Below are 17,645 nucleotides of genomic sequence, written 5' to 3'. Positions count from 1 at the left end.
TGTTATACAAAATACACTTAGTGTCAAAGATGCATCGCGACTAACTAATCGCTATTCATCATCTAATCACTATTCAGCAAACAACCTCTATTTACCAACCTATCGCTATTCACTGAGCCTAGTTCGCTTGTCTGACATTGATGTCAGTATTCGCTCAGTATCTAAAATGGAAGTCCAGTTTAACAACTGCTTGTCGTTTGCAATGACATAGTCTGTCAGTTGTTGAGTAATCGTGTCTCTAAGTTGATCGCCTTGCCAAGGTTTTGAAATATAAAAATCAAGCGCCGCGTTGTTAATTGCTGTGACGGTATCTTCTAGCCCAGCTTGCCCGGTGAGCAGCAGCTTGCGTGTTGGCTTTGTAGAGTCGTGCTGGTTAAGTTCGATAAGAAAATCGATACCCGTTTTGTCAGGCATGATGTGGTCACACAAGATTAAGGCGAGTTTAATACCTTCCTGTCCCATTTCTTTAATCACTTGCTTAGCTTCATCGACCGATTCGGCTCCTTCAACAATAAAATTGTCTTCAAATGGTGCTAAATCTTGAAGGACACTGTTGAGAACCTCTGGCTCATCATCGACACATAAAATTAGGTACTTATTCATGAGGTGCTCCTTCTTGTTTGAATGGAAGCCACACTTGCATGTGTGTATGGCTGCCTACCTCAGACTCCACCAAAATAAAACCTTGATGAGCCGAAACGATTTGTTGAGAAATGGATAACCCAATCCCTAAACCGAAGTTGCCTTCTTTTTTTGTCGTGAAGTTTGGGTTGAAAATAGTGTTGATGTCTTCTTTGGCGATACCGTGTCCAGTGTCCGATATTTGCACCACAAGAAACGTGTCGTCACCTTTAGTTTTTTGAAACGTGGTGATAGAGACTTTACCTCGCTCTGAAAGAGCATCAAGTGCATTAGAGAGAAGGTTGGTCCACACTTGTTGCAGCGAGAGCGACTGGCACAATAGAGGCGGCAAGTCGGTGTCGTAATGCTTCTCTAGTTGGTGGTGTTTGAGCCTGTTTTCAAAGATCACTAAGGTATCTTCAAGTCCTTCGTGAACATCCGCGTAGTGGCGAACCTCTTCATCTTCTCGGGCATAGCTTTTTAGGCTTTTGACCATATCGGCAATACGTTTGCTGCAAACTTGAATTGAGCGGATAGAGTTTCCAACATAGTGATAATGCTCTAAGTCATTAAGTAGCTCTTTGCCTGCGACAGGGGACTCTTTTAATGTGTTTAGAACCGCCGAGTCTTGGCTTAGGTTTAGTCTCACAGCTTTTTTGGCTAGCGCACGATCATCGATAGTAGAGGTGAGGTGCTTTACGAGTTGTCTTTCTTGAGCCGTTGATAGTGGCTTGGCTAACTTTGAATGCGCCAGCACGTCAGTCCCTTTATTCGATTCTGGGAGTGCCGAGTTCTCGAGTATTTGATCGAGATGTTCAGACAAGGTTTCAATGCTTCGCAAGATCGCTGCAATCGGGTTGTTCAACTCATGTGCAACACCCGCCACGAGTTGGCCGAGCATCGCCATCTTCTCTTTCTCTATCAATTGTTGATGTGCAGATTCCAACGATTCTAGCGTTTGCTGAAGCTGGATCTTATTGTTGATGCTTCTTTGTAATCGTCGGTTAAAGTGACGGAGTAGTAGATTGGTAAACAGCGGCAGCAGAGTGTTGTTTGAATGCATCACTTGAGCAAAGCTATCTTTATCCAGTTTGATGACTTGGGTCTGAGTCAGAGTAATCGCAGTAGAAAACGAAGGCTCACCCGTCACGAATGACATCCCTCCGACAATATTGCCCTTAGAGTGACGCACAACTTCGCGTTGCTGCCCCAGTTCATCTTTTTTATAGAGCGCCGCTTCACCTTCAATAATTAACCAAAGAAAGCGATTATCTTCGCCCTCAACCGTCAGCAGATGCTCTGGTGAATAATCACGAATGGCCTTGGTTTTATCATCTTTTGAAAAGACATCCTGCAGAGCACTGACGACACGCTCAGCAAGGGCATTGTCAGAAAGCTGGTGGTAATCGTGAATGAAACCCGATTGGAAAGAGTGAATCTTTTGTTCAATGTGCGCTCTGAGTAAGCGCTGTTGATCCAATGCATCGCTGTAAGAGAGCAGGTTTTCTGAGTCGTATTGGATGACAAAAGACGTTAGCTCTTTTTGCGCTGATTTGAATAGAACCTGATCTTGAACTGGCTTGGTTAGACAGTGGTTGAGCCTGCCTTCATTTACAGCGGTTAGAATGGATTGAATGTCTGACGAAGCGCTGACTAATATCGTTCTTGCGGTATTACTATGGGGCAGCTGTTCGAGTTCAATCAGAAATTGCACGCCATTAAATTCAGAATGATGATGAGTGATCACCAAGGCTACGGTTTGGTTGTGATCATGAATATCTTCTAATGCGTGATGCGCGTCTTCTATGTTCTCGGCAGTATAAATATCGAATACAGAAGCCAACGGAGCCAACTCCGAACGTATTCTTTCAATGCTAACCGGATTATTGTCCAAACAGATAACAGCGTATTGATTCACAGCTCAACCTTAATAGTAGCGACGTCTCTAGCCTAGCAAGAACCGCCGAATAAGGATGAGAGCTAGCCGTTAATTTATTGAGGCAATCGAAGTATCGAGCAATAGACTGATTTAACTCAATGTTTCTTGTTTGCTACTGATGGGTTAGACTAAAAAAAACAGACACGTGTAGAAAGAGAACTCATGGAACAGTTAAGAAAAATTGGTGCAATTGGCGGCGCAATCTCATTGGCACTTTGTTGGCCACTAGCGGTTGGCCAAATTGGACAAAATGCCATTACCGATGGTGTTGCAAAGCTTAACAATTCAAGCATTCAAGCGGAGATCGTGGAGTACGATAGAGGTTACCTGTCTTCTAACGTAACTACTCGCCTAACTGTGACCGATGAAAACCTGAAAGAACAACTCGCGATTGATGGGCTGCCGAGTGAGTTTGTCATCAATAGTGCGGTTAGCCACGGTTTGGTGAGCCTGAATGCACTGTCGACGTTTGATAATACTGATATTCTGCCTCTAACTCTGACGACTAGCACTGAGCTAAACGGCAACACTGACTTTAACTTCGAGTTAAGCCAGTTCAATCATCAAGGTTCTGATGAGAATGGTACTTCGGTATCAATCACGAAATCGAATCTGTCTGGCCATGCCACTGTTTTAGGGCAAGTTGATTACGAGCTTTCAATCCCTTCAGTTCAAATTGATTTTGAAACCGGTGAAGAGGTAACACTGTCAAACCTAAAAGGTGTAGGTTCAGGTCAACAAGCGAAAGGCTACTGGTTAGGTTCTCAGAATTTTACTATCGATAGCTTCTTGGTTACAGACTCTGCAATGCAGCCTTTCATGACCATTGAAAACTCTAAGTACGATTTTGAATCACATCTAGATGAAGCGACTAAGCGTCTGCGCAGCAACCTTAAGCTGGATATCGCAAACATCGAGACCAGTGAAGGCCAGTTGAACAACCTAAACGTCGATTTCGAAATGTCGAAATTGGATAGCGAATCGTTTGAGAAAATCTTTGAGATTTACCAATCTAATCCAGTAATGACGCAAGAAGACGTTGCCGAGATCATTCCATTTATCGATATCCTGTTTGCTAAAGGCTTCGACCTTTCAATGAACAATATGTCGTTAGATCTAGGTAAGGGTCAATTCGAATCTAAGTGGTTAGTGAGCGTACCGGAAGGAACCGAAAACATCAGCAGTAATCCTTCGATGATTGTACCTGCATTAAAGGGTAACGTTCACTCTAGCTTCTCAAATGAGCTTGTTGAAGAGTACCCATTCATCCGTGAAGGTATTGATGAATTGCTTGTGATGGAAATGATCAAGGAAACAGAAAGTGGTTATGAAATCAGCGCTGACTTAGAAAATGGAAACCTAGTGTTCGAAAATGGACAAGAAATTCCATTAATCGCTCTACTTATGCCGGTTTTTGTTCAATAAACAGAACAGGCTTGAATACTGATAGGGTGATTTAGCAGGTTCAGCTTAAACATTTTATACGGTACAAAACAAAAGAGGTCTTAAGACCTCTTTTGTTGTTTTTATGTTGGGTAAAACATGGTATTACTTGCATAGTTATTATTTAGCAGGAGCAATCATCCCCATGGAACTTACATTAGATAACGTATTCAACTTCAGTGCTGGCCCAGCTGCACTGCCTAAACCGGTAATGAAACAAGCGCAGGCGGACTTTATTGATTGGAATGGTTTAGGGACTTCCGTGATGGAAATCAGCCATCGCAGCAAGGAATTTATTCAAGTTGCTGACGAGTCCGAACAGGACCTACGTGATCTTCTGAACATCCCAGACAACTACAAAGTTCTTTTCTGTCAGGGGGGCGCTCGTGCTCAATTCGCTGCTGTTCCTCTAAACCTTTTAGGTGACGCGACGAAAGCGACATACATTGATGCGGGTTACTGGGCAGAAAGTGCAGTGACTGAAGCGAGCAAATATTGCGAAATCGATGTATTCAACGCCAAGGCGTCAATTGATGGCAAAGCAGCGGTTGTTCCAGCTAAAGATTGGAAAATCGACCCGGAAGCGGCGTATGTACATTTCTGTCCAAATGAGACCATCGATGGTATTGAAATCAGTGAGCTTCCTCAAACGGATAAGCCAATCGTAGCGGATATGTCATCTAACATTCTGTCTCGTAAGATCGATGTGTCTCAGTACGGTGTTATCTACGCTGGCGCTCAAAAGAATATAGGCCCTGCTGGTATTTGCATTGCTATCGTGCGTGATGATCTGCTAGAGCTAGCAAACGACGTATTGCCGAGCATTCTTAACTACAAAGTACTTGCTGAAAAAGACTCAATGTTCAACACACCGCCAACGTATGCTTGGTACCTATCAGGCCTCGTATTCAAGTGGTTGAAAGCTCAAGGTGGTGTTGAAGCGATGGAATTAGTGAACAAAGAGAAAGCTGCGCTGCTTTATAATGCGATTGATAGCTCAGCTTTCTACAGAAACGATGTTCATACAGTAAACCGTTCAAGAATGAACGTGCCATTCCAATTAGCGAAACCAGAGCTAGATGCTAAGTTTTTAGAGTTGGCTGATGCTGCTGGTCTGAAATCACTAAAAGGCCACAGAGCGGTAGGTGGGATGCGAGCATCACTTTACAACGCGATGTCTCTGGAAGGCGTGCAAGTATTAGTCAGCTTCATGAAAGACTTTGAAGAGAAATACGCTTAATTAAGGCGTATTTCACAATAAGAGGAGCGAAAGCTTCTCTTTTTTTACTTGCTGAAAAGGAAGGGTATGAAGAAGTTAGGTACAGTAAACAGTGTTTTGGGCGGTAAGGTTGTTGCTTTTGCTCACGGTACACAGAGTGCTATCAATAAGCAGGTTTTATCTGAGCGCCAATACACCACTGAGCTTGGATTTATTAACGATGAGCAAGGCGACCCTCGCTTTCATGGTGGTATTCAGAAAGCCCTTCATATCTACCCAAGCGAGCACTACTTAATTTGGCAGGAGGAGTTGGGCGACAAAGCAATCTTCCAATCTGAAGGTGCATTTGGTGAGAACATAAGTTCAAGTGGGGTGACTGAAGCTTCCATTTGTTTAAAAGATAAGATTCGAATTGGTTCAACCTTGCTGGAAGTTTCACAAGGTCGTATGCCTTGTTGGAAGCTCAATGTACGATTCGATCAAAATGATATGGCGAAAAGGCTACAAGACACCCTTCGAACTGGCTGGTACTTCCGTGTTTTGGAAGAGGGTGATATCGGCTCCGGCGACGAGATTATCCTGTGTGAAAGACCTTACCCAGAATGGACGTTAAGCCGGGTTATGGGTGCGGTGTTCACGGGTTGTTTGGATAAACAAGAGCTTAGAGAATTGGCGGAGCTGCCTCTAGTGGAATCTTGGGGCACGCTCGTAGAACGTCGACTTCAAACTGGCGAAGTTGAAGATTGGGAAATGAGATTGGTTGGCCCGACAGCCGAGTAGACTTTCTATTCATGCTTAAAAGACAATCATGCGCAAAACAAAACGCTCACTATCTAGAAGATGTGAGCGTTTTTAGTTCTGAGGTGAGCACTTATTAGTCAGTAACTAACAGCGACTAGTTTATCTAGCTATAACCAGAAATCTTTAACAGGCATATCAGGGCTAAAATGGTGCGCAATCTGTGCTTGTAGAAGCTCCGCTGTCGCAATCGCATCAGTTAACGCATGATGCGGAGTATAGTCAGGCAAGTGGTATCTACGACGGCTCTGACCAAGCCTTACTGACGCAGGCTTCTTACCTTTTAGTTTATTCCATAGACCGCCGGCCAGTTTGTTTTGGATTTGAGATTCAATCTCGAGCGTGTCGAGGACTGGAAACTCAATTCCTTCACCTAATCTGACCTTCAACGCGTTATCCAAGAAATCACGCTCGATGCGGCGATAATGAACGACTGGGATATGGCCGCCCATTGATTCTAAGATCTCATCTAATACTTCACTTAAGTCTGGCGCATCAATGATGTCGTTGTGAGTGATGCCATGGATAACAACCGAGTCTTCTTCCAATTTCTGCTTTGGTCTCAGGGTCCAGTGCTTGGCTTGTCTTAGGTAGATTCGATTTAGCGTAAACGGAACTAGACCAATGGTAATGATGCCATCTTTGTTTGGGTTTAAACCCGTTGTCTCAAAGTCGACAGCTAAGAAAGTCACTTCTGATAATGGCGTATCAGGTGCAGGAAGAGGCTGGCTATAAAATTGTTTTAAGCGCTCGTCTCTCGCTCGTTCCAATTTCTGAGCAAACTTAAATGGCCAATCGACTGCAGGTGATCTGAATAGTTTGTTCATAGCGCCTACTTAAACTTATTGCTGGCTTGATAACGAAACTTAAGGAAGTTCTGCGCATTACTTAATATTTGGAATGCATCCTTCAGGTTACGTCGCTCGAAGTCAGAAAGGTTCTCTGGCTCAATGTTGTTATCAGGCTCAATGTTGTTGTCGACATCGTGTGCTTGGTGGCGAATACGAACTAAAGAGATGAATTCCATCGCATCTTTCAAGTCTTGAGCTCGACCTTTTGGCAAAATACCTGCGTCGATAATGTCATCTAAACGTTCGAATGAGTTCTTAGAGCGAGATGCGACTGCTAAAGAGTGAACACGGATTAGATCGGCAAGTGGTGCGGTACCACGACGTTTAAGATTGATCGAGTTGTTATGACGACCATCTTTCTCCATTACGAAATCTTTAAAGAAACCCAGAGGCGGTGTTCGGTTGAGTGCGTTACGAGCAAGACACGCCAAGAAACGGTTGTTCTTACGCGCACGTCTTACAATAAAACTATTTAACTGTTCTGCCCATTTTAAGCGGCCATAAACACCATCTAAATCAAAGAAGATAGAGGCGTTCAGCAGTGCTTTCGGGTTTGGATCATCAATCCAATCAGCGAAGCATTCTTCCCATTGTCGACGTGTCATACGCCAAGTTGGGTTAGTGGCCATGATGTCACCGGTACAGTACACATAGCCACATTGGTCTAAGCCATCACAAATGAAGGTCGACAGCTCTTCAAAGTACTTACCGTGCTTTTTCTCATCGTAGGTATCATCAAGAATAATTGCGTTATCTTGGTCAGTAACGAGCAGCTGCTCATCACGCCCCATTGAGCCGAGCGCGAGGAAACAATAAGGGATCGGCGCTTTACCGAGTTTATCTTCGGCTAGTTCAATAATTCGTTGTTTAAAGCTACGGCCAATTACCGACATTGCGGTACCCACCATGTGGGCGTTGGCGTCTTCGTTAACCAAGCGCACAAAGCTGTCTTTTACTTGCTCAGAAAGGACTTTAAGATCTTCGATGCTTTGCTGTTGGAAGATGCTGCTTACCAATAACAGCGAGTTTTGAGATTCGTAACGTACAATATCGGTCGCTTCAATAATACCAATAGGCTTCTTATCTTTTAGTACTGGTAGGTGATGCACGTTGTAGCGAAGCATGGTCATCATGGCTTCGTAGACATAGGCATTATGATCGAGCGAGATAACCTCTGCTGTCATTACACTTGATACTTCATCCGATGGATCGAGTCCTTCTGCTAAAACTCGGGTACACAGATCACGGTCGGTAATGATGCCAATAACGGGCGTCGAATCGTCTTCATCATCTTCAACAATATCCGGGTCGATGATCAGCAAAGATGAAACATTATCTTGTGCCATCATGGTAGCAGCTTGTTGGATGGTTCGTGTTTTTTCGATCATTGGCGCTTCGCTAGTCAGCAGCGTCTTTACCTTTGACGTGGTTAGATCGTTAGCGTCGTTGCTGTCTGAGTTAGCCTGACGCAGTCGCGCATTATCTTCTACTTCGACAAAGTCAGCGAATGAATCATAGTTGTCGTAGAGTTCTTGGAAAATAGGTTCAGGGATACAGTAGAGTAGGGTGTCTTCTGTTGCTTTTACCGGGAAGCGAACTTTATTGTTGGTGAGTAGCCCCATTTGGCCAAATAAGTGTCCCTCATCCAGCCGGTTATAGAGCTCACCTTTACGACGATAGACTTCTACTTCGCCGCTTCGAACAATGTAAAGGTCGTTAATCTGATCACCAAAGTGAATGATAGGGGTATCTTGGCGGTAATAAGAAATTTCGACGCTACTGGTCACTTTCGCCAACATCTCCTCTGGGAGTTCTGTGAAAGGGGGGTATTGTGCCAGAAAGTTTTGAATCTCTAATAACTCAGCATCCATAATGATCATCCATTGGTTTGTATGATTTCATGGTACAACATTTGATAATATTTTGCCGTCACAAATCAATCTGTGAGCTAAAACCTTTTTAAAGTCTTAGGGATAGACTAATCTTTCAAATAATAGGGTGACAGTTAAAGGATGATAGGAATGCCGAAGTGGAAACTTAGTTTAGTGTCTGCAATTTTTATGTTTTCTTCAAGTTCGTGGGCCGAAACTCACCGTGTGGATATTCTTGATTATGACCATATATACGCCACCGCTCATTCGGGAAGTTTGAATGAAGATGCAGGCAGCAATAACAATGCATCATCCTATGGATTAGGTATTAGCTATGCGATAACGGATGATTGGCTATTGTTGGGTGACTACAGTGCTCGTTTCATTCACCCAGATGAATCAACAACTCGAATGGATACCCTTATGCCGGGCATTGGGTACCGTTACAGTATTAAGCGAGATCTAGATATAGTGGCTTACTACCTGCTTGGTATTACTAAGGGGGAAGTCGAAGATAATGGAACTAACATTACTCGCTCGTCAGACACGGAGTTTATCCAAGGGATAAAAGCCGAACTCAACTATGGCTTTGCGAAACGTTGGATTGCTAACGGTAGTGTGCAAGTGAACCGAAGTGACTTGTTTGATGAAGAAATTTACCACGTGGGTTTACGTTATCTCGTGACCAACAAGTTTGCGATTGGTGGCTCTTATCAACACAGAAATGGCGAAGGTAAGATTCGTAGTGAACGCACTAACGAGCTAGGTGTAGAGTTCTTCCTAGAGTATTAGTTAGCGATATATAGACTAAGCGTCTTAAAAACTGACATATAAAGGAGACAGACACAAAAAAGCCAGCTTAATAGCTGGCTTTTGCATATCTATTGGTCTGCAAGTGCAGGTTTCTTTTTCGATTAAAGAACCGCAGCGATACCTTTACATAGAGGACCCATATTTGACTTCGTCATGCCCGCTACGCTGATACGGCCAGAACCGACAATGTAGATAGCGAATTCGTCTTTCAGGCGAGTTACTTGCTCTTTGCTTAAACCAGAGAAAGAGAACATGCCGTTTTGGCGCTCGATGAATGTGAAGTCTGCATCAACACCTTCAGATTTCAGTGTCGTTACGAATAGCTCGCGCATCTCTTGGATACGGTCACGCATTTCTGCTACTTCTGCTTCCCATTCAGCACGTAGATCAGCATCACCAAGGATGTGAGTAACGACAGCACTGCCGTGCGCTGGTGGGTTAGAGTAGATAGAGCGGATGATGCTCTTAACTTGAGAGAACGCTGTTGTTGCTACGTCTGCAGATTCTGCAACCAGAGTGAATGCACCCACACGCTCGTTGTACAAGCCGAAGTTCTTAGAGAACGAGCTAGCAACAAGAATCTCTTTGTTGTATTGAGCAAAAATGCGCAGGCCAGCTGCATCTTCTTCAACACCTTTAGCAAAACCTTGGTAGGCAAAATCGAATAGAGGAAGCAGTTTCTTCTCAGCAACTAGCTTAGCAAGTACTTCCCACTCTTCAGTTGTTGGGTCGATGCCTGTTGGGTTATGACAGCAGCCGTGAAGAAGAACGATGTCGCCTTCAGAAGCTTTCTCTAGGTCAGCAACCATGCCTGCGAAGTCTTTGTCTTTGGTTTCAGCGTTGTAGTAGCTGTATTGAGCTGTTTCGATACCGGCAGCAGCGAAAACGCCGTTGTGGTTAGCCCAAGTTGGGTTACTGATCCAGATTTTCACGTCACCCAGTTGGCGCTTGATGAATTCACCCGCTACGCGAAGTGCACCTGTACCACCTGGAGCTTGTGCTGTTTTAGCGCGTTGAGACGTTACGATCTCTGCATCTGAACCGAAAAGCAGTTTCTGAACCGCTAGACCGTATTCAGCGGTACCTTCAATCGTTAGGTAAGATTTGGTTTTTTCGTTTTCAAGAAGTGCAGCTTCTGCTTTCTTTACTGTTTTAAGTACTGGCGTTTGACCATCTTCATTTTTGTAGATGCCAACACCAAGGTTAATTTTCTCTTCACGAGAGTCTTTTTTAAATTCTTCAGTAAGGCCGAGAATAGGATCGGCGGGAGCTGCTAACACTTTTTCAAACATAATCTTCATCCATGTCAATTGAGAGGGAGGTAATAATAACTCCGGTATTTATACCTTTCATACAAGGTTGTTACAACTCAAAACCTAGAATTTATTAAAACGATTTATAACCAACAGCTTCGAAAATTTGATTTATGGAATTTTTTGGCATTTCCATTTGAAATGACTGTGCGTCGATGCGGTTTTGTTTAACGTAATTCATTGCTAACAATGTTGTTTTTGTTCATGTTTAGGGCGGTAAACATGAAGGAACTCTTTAGAATGAAGAAAACACTGAGTCTGTTTTTCGTGGCTTTAGCAGTGGTCACTGCTGGGGGCTGTAAAGATAGCAAAAATGAAGGCCATAAACCTATGGTCTATAAGCCAACGAAAGCATCACCGTCAGAGCTTTCTGTTGAAATTATTGTTAATGGAAAAAAGCGTACGTTAGAGCTGAATCGTTACTCTATTCGTGAGCCCGATATGAAAGTATATCTATGGGATCATCGTATTAACGGGAACGCCCCTTCGAGTACTATTAAAACTCCGGACATTCGTGTTTACCGAGGCGTTGATACGAGTGATGAGAATACTCAAGTTATAGCGGCTCTTACCACTAAAAATAAATTATATGTAACGGCTTTTCGTGGTAGCCACCGAGTTTGGTCGATCAAGGATGCAGCGGTAACTGGTGGTAAATCAGCGGGTACTATCCAACCGTTGAAGTCTAGCTTTTCTTCTGTGTCTCGACAAAACAGTATATTAGATGCGGTTCAGAAGTCGATTAAGCCAATAGACAAAAATCCGGATAACCCAGTTTCGGGTCTAGACAATATCTTACCAACAAATATGTCAGACATTAAACTGAGTAAGATAAATGCATTTGTTCAAATTAGTTACCAGACTTTTAAAGAGCAAGCTGACGGTAACTTTGATGATGCTATGGTTTTAGCTGATTACTACATAAACTTAGTGGACTATGTGTATAGTCGTGATGCGTTAATTCGATTCTCTATGCAAGATGTTCTTATTGAAACATGGGGGCATTTAAGGAGTCACTACAATAACTGTATAAAGAGCAGCAGTCACGATAGATGTAAAGACTGGGGTTACCAAAATGAGAATACCTCAATTAAAAACGCAACACGACGTTGGGTGGATGCCCAAAGAAAAACGCGCCATTGGGATGTTCGACATCGCATGATTGATTTGGTAGGCAGTGGGGTTGTTGGTGTGAACTGGGGATCTTATGTTCGCTCGATGGGTCAATTGATTCAAGCGGATGGTGTTGTTTTACACGAAACCTCACACTATTTAGGTACGGGGCACCATACTGGTGGCGAGGAAGAAACCTCACAAGGTGGTGAAGCGCACGTGGGAGATATTGGTTTTGTCGGTTACAAAAACCGTGTAGCCAGACGAGCGATTGTTGGCCCTGCTGATTACCCGTTACCCCCATCGGCTAAAATTGATCACTTTGGTGTGTTGCGTGATACAGCGAAAACATTAGATGTGTTGAAAAATGACTTTGATGCAAATGGTGATTCGATATCGATAAATAAAGTGGACTCGCTTACCGTTCAAGGCGGTCAAGTTAAGATCGTCGGAGATAAACTGGTCTATACCCCACCGAAAGGGTTTGTGGGAGAAGATTCGTTCTTTTATCAAATCACTGACTCAACTAAGCATCATGGAAAACAATTGTATGATCGTGAAGAGGTTCATTTAAGAGTAACAAGCCCTGGTTTGTACGCTAGATTCGGATTTGAAAGCGCGATTGAAGATTTTTGGATTCCTAATGAACAGACCGGACTAGCAAGTCAGCTTCATGTTAGTCGTGATTGGCGTTCAGGGAAGGATGTTTGGGTTGATTACTCACAATCAGTGACTAACGATTCCTATGGAAAGACATTAACGCTGGGCGCTCATGAAGCGGTAAGGTCAATCAAAAGCAAATACGATGTACCTGAGTCGTTTAAATATAATACTCATTACGGTCATGCATTTGATCTCGGTGATGATAGCTTCACGGTTTCATTGAAAGTGAAAGTTGGAACTAGACTTCCTCATGACATTAATTTGGTTAACCGTGGAATGGAGAGAGAAGGCTACCACTTACGACTACTGAAAGATGGAAAACTAAAGTGGTACATGAAGTCTCGTCAATACGCTATGCATAAAGGCGGTACTGATTACCGCATTGTAACAATGATGACGGAGTCACCTTTACCTGCTGATAGCGCATGGCATGCAATTGCTGTGCGAGTTGACCGAACAACGAATCAAGCAAGCTTATGGGTTGATGGGGTTAAACAGTCGCTTGTCGATGAAGCGCAAAATGAGGTTAATCTTCCTAAAGGTTATGCTGGTTTATGGGGCGGAGGTAGCCGAAGAGCGTCAAGTATCAGTCAAGGTTTGACTATCGGGCAAGCATGGTGGGATACGGACGAAGTACACAAGCAGGAGTTACAAAAAAGCCAGAGCCGCTATTTGCGTATCGATAACGTAGAGTTGAGGTCATTTGCACTTACAGATGATCAGATATCAAAATTGACCAACAACAATTATGTGTATCCTTATGCACCGCGTCCATATAATGGTGAAGGCATTGCTTTCTCAGGAAGCAAAACACTGAGCTGGAAATTGTCTAAGTCATCGGCTTACAAGTTAATGATTAGCCGTGATGGAAAGTCTTGGTCTACTGAAAAAATTGGTAATGGTAGTTCGGGTTCACATACTGTCGCGCTCAATGCCTCCGATGAGGCGCTTTATTGGCGTGTCGACGTGAACGGTTCTGTCGGCGAAGTGTGGTCGGTTCGAAATAATCTAGTTAATGGTCGTCAAGAAGTCGCATTCAGTCACTCTGAAATTAGTAACGGTGCCGCAATACCTGATTGTGAAGTCAAATCAGGTGTAACCTGCTTATTTGGTTGGCCAGCAACGCAAAATGGTTATAACGACTTATATGGTAATACTTGGACAATTGACAACGGCGGGACTACTAACTGGGAAGGCCATATATATCTTGGTGGTAAACAAAAAACGTTGAGCTTACAAGTTGATACTCCAACCGGTGAGTGGTCTGGTGTTCGTTTTCGAGCAGCTGCGGCGGGCAAAGGTTGGACCGGTGCGGACGATTACCCTTCAGGTACACTGAAGCTGTATGCAAATGGGAAGGAAGTATGGAAAGCTTATAATATCGGTGATGAGGTTTGGACTAAAGCAGGTACAGAGTGGGCGTCACTCCCCTCTATCGGTACCTATGCAGTAAGTGTACCTCGTAAAGTGAAATCTGATATGTATGGCGTTCACTTTATTGATCTCCCTGCAAATGTCACACAGCTCAAATGGGAATATGAAAGCTCACGCTTAGATAGCAAAGGAATGACCCCCGGAGCCGTTATAGGAGGCGTACAACTAATAAGGTAGTACTTTTCTTTTAAACTTTAATAGCCCAGCGTATTTGTACGCTGGGCTTTTTTATTTACATAGTTAAATCACGCTCCCTTTTGAAAGACAGTCCTTTGATAGGCTGTACGTTGGCGTTGTTTTGTTCAACGTAATTCATTGCTATTACTATGGTTTTTATTCATCTTTAGACTGGTCGATATAAGGGAACCACATAGAATGAATAAAATACTGAGTCTATGTTTTGTGGTACTAGCGGTAGTCATGGCTGGTGGGTGCAAAGATAGCAAAAACGAAGGCCATAAACCTATGGTCTACAACCCTACGAAAGCATCACCCCCAGATCTTTCAGTGGCAATTACGGTTAATGGTAAAAAGCGTACGTTAGAGCTCCATCGTTACTCGATCAGGGAGCCCGATATGAAAGTATATCTTTGGGATCACCGTATTAATGGGAATGCACCATCCAGTACTATTAATACGCCAGCGATTCGTGTTTATCGTGGTGTTGATACCAGTGATGAGAATACGCAAGTTATTGCCGCACTGACCAGTAAAAATAAACTCTATGTGACAGCGTTCCGTGGTAGTCAAAGAGTATGGACAATTGAAAAAGCGGACATCATAAGCGGTCTTTCCGCTAAGAAGCTAACAGCAACAGCTCAAAACTTAGCTTCGGTTACGCCGCAGTCTGCAATTTTAGACAACATGCAAAAAGCAATTAAAACCGTAGATGAGCACCCGAGTGCACCAACATCGGGTTTAGATAACTTAATTGCTAAAGACAAAACGCAAGTTCAGCTGCACAAAGTAAAAGTGGCAGTTCATGTCTCTTACCAAGCGTTTGTTCAAGAAGCGGATAGCAACTTGGATGATGCGATGGTGCTCGTCGACTACTACATTAACTTGGTTGATTATGTTTTGAGTCGAGATGCTTTGTTACGTTTCTCTGTCAATGATGTGTTGATAGAAACTTGGGGCTATCTGGACGACCATTACCAAACTTGTAAAAAAAGCGCTTCTCATGACGCTTGTAAGACTTGGGGGTACCAACACGAGAATGAACCCATTAGAGTCGCTGCTATAAAATGGTGGGATGAACAAAGAAAAACGCGAGGTTGGGACCTTAAACATAGAATGTTGTGGCTGAAAGGTAACTGGATTCTAGGTGTAAACTTCGGAAGTATTGTTCGCTCTCCAGGTGACATCATTGGTGCTGATGGCGTTGTATTGCATGAAACCGCGCACTACTTAGGCACAGGGCATAGTACTTCTGCTGAAGGCCACGGAATTCAAGGTGGTGAAGCGCACGTTGACGATATCAATTTCAATATTTATAAAAATAACCGTCTAAGAAGAAATCTTGTTGGACCTGCGGATTACCCTCTGCCTCCTTCGGCTAAAATTGACCACTTTAGTGTAAAACGTGATAGCACGACGGCATTAGATGTCATGAAAAATGACGTAGATGCTAATGGCGATAAGATTTCTATCCACAACGTTGATAAATACTCGGCACAAGGTGCTGAGCTCAGTATCACAAATGGGAAAGTCACCTATAAAGCACCAAAAGGCTTTATTGGTGAGGATGAGTTCCACTACATCATTACTGATGGCAAGAAACTGTTCGATCGTGACGTTGTTCATGTCAAGGTTACGACTCCAGATCTATATGCTCGTTTCGATTTTGAAGACGCACCTGTTGATGACTTATGGATGGTGAACGCTCAAACAGGATTGGCAGGACAAGTTGCTGTTGTAAAAGAGTCGAGTAAGCAGGAAGTTTCTGAAGTTTGGGTTAACCAAGGTTACGCGAATTCGAAAACACTAAAACTAGGTGCTTACGAGTCAGTAAAATCTAACTTACTAGAGAACGATGTTCAGGAATCTTATAAGTATAAGTTCCACTACGGACATGATTTCGATTTCGGTGAAGACGATTTTACTTTGTCACTCAAAGTGAAACCTAAAGTCAAGCTAGAACATCCAATTGATCTCGTTAGTAAGGGCATTTGGGTTGATGGGTTCCAACTTAAGTTAACGAACGAAGGAACACTAGAGTGGTTCATGATTTCGCGTCAACTTGCTGCTTATGCGGGTGGAAGTGACCTTAGAAAGGTGTCTGTTACAACCAAAGAGGCACTTAACCTCAGTCAATGGAATACTGTCGCAGTGCGTGTTGATCGTACCACTCAAAAAGTTTCTATTTGGGTTAATGGAAAGCAAGCTACGCTAGTTAACAACTACAGTCGCAGTAAAGAAGAAAGCGATGATATGGAGTTGGCTGATGGTTATGCGGGTGTTTGGGGGGCGGGTAGCCGTTTGTCTGCGGGCACAAGCCAAGGGTTGATCATTTCTAAGCCTTGGATGGATGCAGGCAAAGATGCTACAGCTAATATAAAGTCTGAGCAAAAAGCAGGTAATATCTTGGTTGATAATATCGAGATGCGCTCATTTGCTTTGTCTGATGGTGACATGGTGGCACTTGCTAATGATAGCTTAAAGTATGCGTATACACCGCGACCATATAATGGACAATCGTTCCCATTCAAGGGTAACCATAAGTTCACTTGGAAAGTATCTAAATCAAGTGCTTACAAAGTGTATACCAGTACAGATAATAGCACTTGGTTAGAAGTTCAATCAGGTGCTAGTTCTGCTGCTTCAGGTTCGCACACTGTCAATCTAGACCCAGCAAGCGATGTTTTATATTGGCGCATTGATTTTGATGGTAAAACCGGAAAAGTATGGTCTGTTCGTAACTCACTCAAAACGGGTATTCAGAACTTATCTTTCAGTTATGCTGAAGCAAACTCTGGTGCTAATTACCCTCAATGTACAGTCACTAAGAATGGGGATTGTCTGTTTGGTTGGGATGATGGCAATACAACTGACCAATTTAATCATAGTTGGACACAAAACCCTGCCGATATCACTAACTGGGAAGGTCACCTCTACCTTGGTGGTGAAGATAAAAAGCCTGAAGTGTCAGTTACAGCTGAAAGCGGACAAAGCTGGAAGGCCATTCGTTTTAGAGCCGCTGTTATTGGAAAAGGCTGGACTGGTGCTCAAGACGTACCAAAAGGTACGCTTAAATTATTCGCGAATGGCACTGAAGTATGGAAGGCATATAGCGTTGGTGACAATATTATTGATGGCGCGTTAGCAAAATCAGGGAATCAGTGGTCTAGCTTACCTTCTATCGGTTCTTCTTCAGTCAGTGTACCTAGAGGCACTAAGGTAGGCCGCTACGGTATTCACCAAGTTGATTTACCAGACGATACCACGACCCTAAAATGGGTATATGAAGTAGAAAATCTGGATAGCAAAGGGAAGAACCCAGGTGTAGCTCTTGGTGGTGTACAACTACTAAGATAGTGTTTCTTCTAAACTAAAAAAACCAGCATATAT

The 17,645-nt window shown here is 43.3% G+C and carries 11 protein-coding genes; 6 read left to right on the top strand and 5 right to left on the bottom strand.

The features are described 5' to 3' along the window. Positions 1-105: 105 nt before the first annotated feature. Together AB4589_RS18810 and AB4589_RS18805 are read right to left on the bottom strand one after the other, a co-directional pair. Positions 106-603 (bottom strand): response regulator, encoded by a 498-nt coding sequence (locus AB4589_RS18810; protein WP_371728225.1) that lies wholly within the window; start codon positions 601-603, stop codon positions 106-108. Continuing rightward, positions 596-2,539, bottom strand: a complete 1,944-nt coding sequence (locus AB4589_RS18805; RefSeq protein ID WP_372091833.1) for an ATP-binding protein — start codon at positions 2,537-2,539, stop codon at positions 596-598. Before AB4589_RS18805 ends, AB4589_RS18810 begins: the two co-directional genes overlap by 8 nt. 183 nt (positions 2,540-2,722) lie before the next feature. Here AB4589_RS18805 and AB4589_RS18800 point away from each other — a divergent pair, with 183 nt between their 5' ends. The 3 genes from AB4589_RS18800 to AB4589_RS18790 all read left to right on the top strand — a co-directional run bounded on the left by AB4589_RS18800 (position 2,723) and on the right by AB4589_RS18790 (position 6,002). Continuing rightward, complete coding sequence (locus AB4589_RS18800) at positions 2,723-3,985, top strand: DUF945 family protein (RefSeq protein WP_102249848.1); 1,263 nt, start codon at positions 2,723-2,725, stop codon at positions 3,983-3,985. A gap of 163 nt (positions 3,986-4,148) precedes the next feature. Further along, the gene (serC, locus tag AB4589_RS18795) at positions 4,149-5,243 is read left to right on the top strand and encodes a 3-phosphoserine/phosphohydroxythreonine transaminase (protein ID WP_065680232.1); all 1,095 of its coding nucleotides are present in this window, start codon (positions 4,149-4,151) and stop codon (positions 5,241-5,243) included. 66 nt (positions 5,244-5,309) lie between these two features. After that, positions 5,310-6,002 carry an MOSC domain-containing protein gene (locus tag AB4589_RS18790; RefSeq protein WP_371728222.1) on the top strand — a complete coding sequence of 231 codons (693 nt, stop codon included), beginning with the start codon at positions 5,310-5,312 and terminating at the stop codon, positions 6,000-6,002. Positions 6,003-6,130: 128 nt separating this feature from the next. On the opposite strand, the gene AB4589_RS18785 is transcribed toward AB4589_RS18790, so the two are convergent. Together AB4589_RS18785 and AB4589_RS18780 are read right to left on the bottom strand one after the other, a co-directional pair. Continuing rightward, the gene (locus AB4589_RS18785; RefSeq protein WP_012604226.1) at positions 6,131-6,847 is read right to left on the bottom strand and encodes a 3'-5' exonuclease; all 717 of its coding nucleotides are present in this window, start codon (positions 6,845-6,847) and stop codon (positions 6,131-6,133) included. Between the two features lie 5 nt (positions 6,848-6,852). Continuing rightward, a complete protein-coding gene (locus tag AB4589_RS18780; protein ID WP_009847053.1) occupies positions 6,853-8,742 on the bottom strand; it encodes a DUF294 nucleotidyltransferase-like domain-containing protein in 1,890 nt (629 codons plus the stop codon). A 150-nt stretch (positions 8,743-8,892) separates the two neighbouring features. Between AB4589_RS18780 and AB4589_RS18775 the strand changes: the two genes are divergently transcribed. Then, positions 8,893-9,534 (top strand): outer membrane beta-barrel protein, encoded by a 642-nt coding sequence (locus tag AB4589_RS18775; RefSeq protein ID WP_009847052.1) that lies wholly within the window; start codon positions 8,893-8,895, stop codon positions 9,532-9,534. Positions 9,535-9,656: 122 nt separating this feature from the next. Here the strand turns inward: AB4589_RS18775 and AB4589_RS18770 are convergent, their stop codons facing one another. Beyond that, positions 9,657-10,847: an amino acid aminotransferase gene (locus tag AB4589_RS18770; protein WP_009847051.1), complete on the bottom strand. Its 1,191-nt coding sequence runs from the start codon at positions 10,845-10,847 to the stop codon at positions 9,657-9,659. A gap of 261 nt (positions 10,848-11,108) precedes the next feature. Here AB4589_RS18770 and AB4589_RS18765 point away from each other — a divergent pair, with 261 nt between their 5' ends. Beyond that, the gene (locus tag AB4589_RS18765; protein ID WP_372101482.1) at positions 11,109-14,255 is read left to right on the top strand and encodes an Ig-like domain-containing protein; all 3,147 of its coding nucleotides are present in this window, start codon (positions 11,109-11,111) and stop codon (positions 14,253-14,255) included. A 198-nt stretch (positions 14,256-14,453) separates the two neighbouring features. Continuing rightward, positions 14,454-17,612, top strand: coding sequence for an Ig-like domain-containing protein (locus AB4589_RS18760; RefSeq protein ID WP_371728219.1), 3,159 nt, complete (start codon positions 14,454-14,456; stop codon positions 17,610-17,612). The last annotated feature ends 33 nt before the right edge of the window (positions 17,613-17,645 follow it).

This window comes from Vibrio sp. 10N.222.49.A3 (genome assembly GCF_041475145.1).
Taxonomy (GTDB): domain Bacteria; phylum Pseudomonadota; class Gammaproteobacteria; order Enterobacterales; family Vibrionaceae; genus Vibrio; species Vibrio tasmaniensis_A.
The sequence above is the reverse complement of the archived record's forward strand: the minus strand, read 5'-3'. Positions and strand labels throughout refer to the sequence as shown.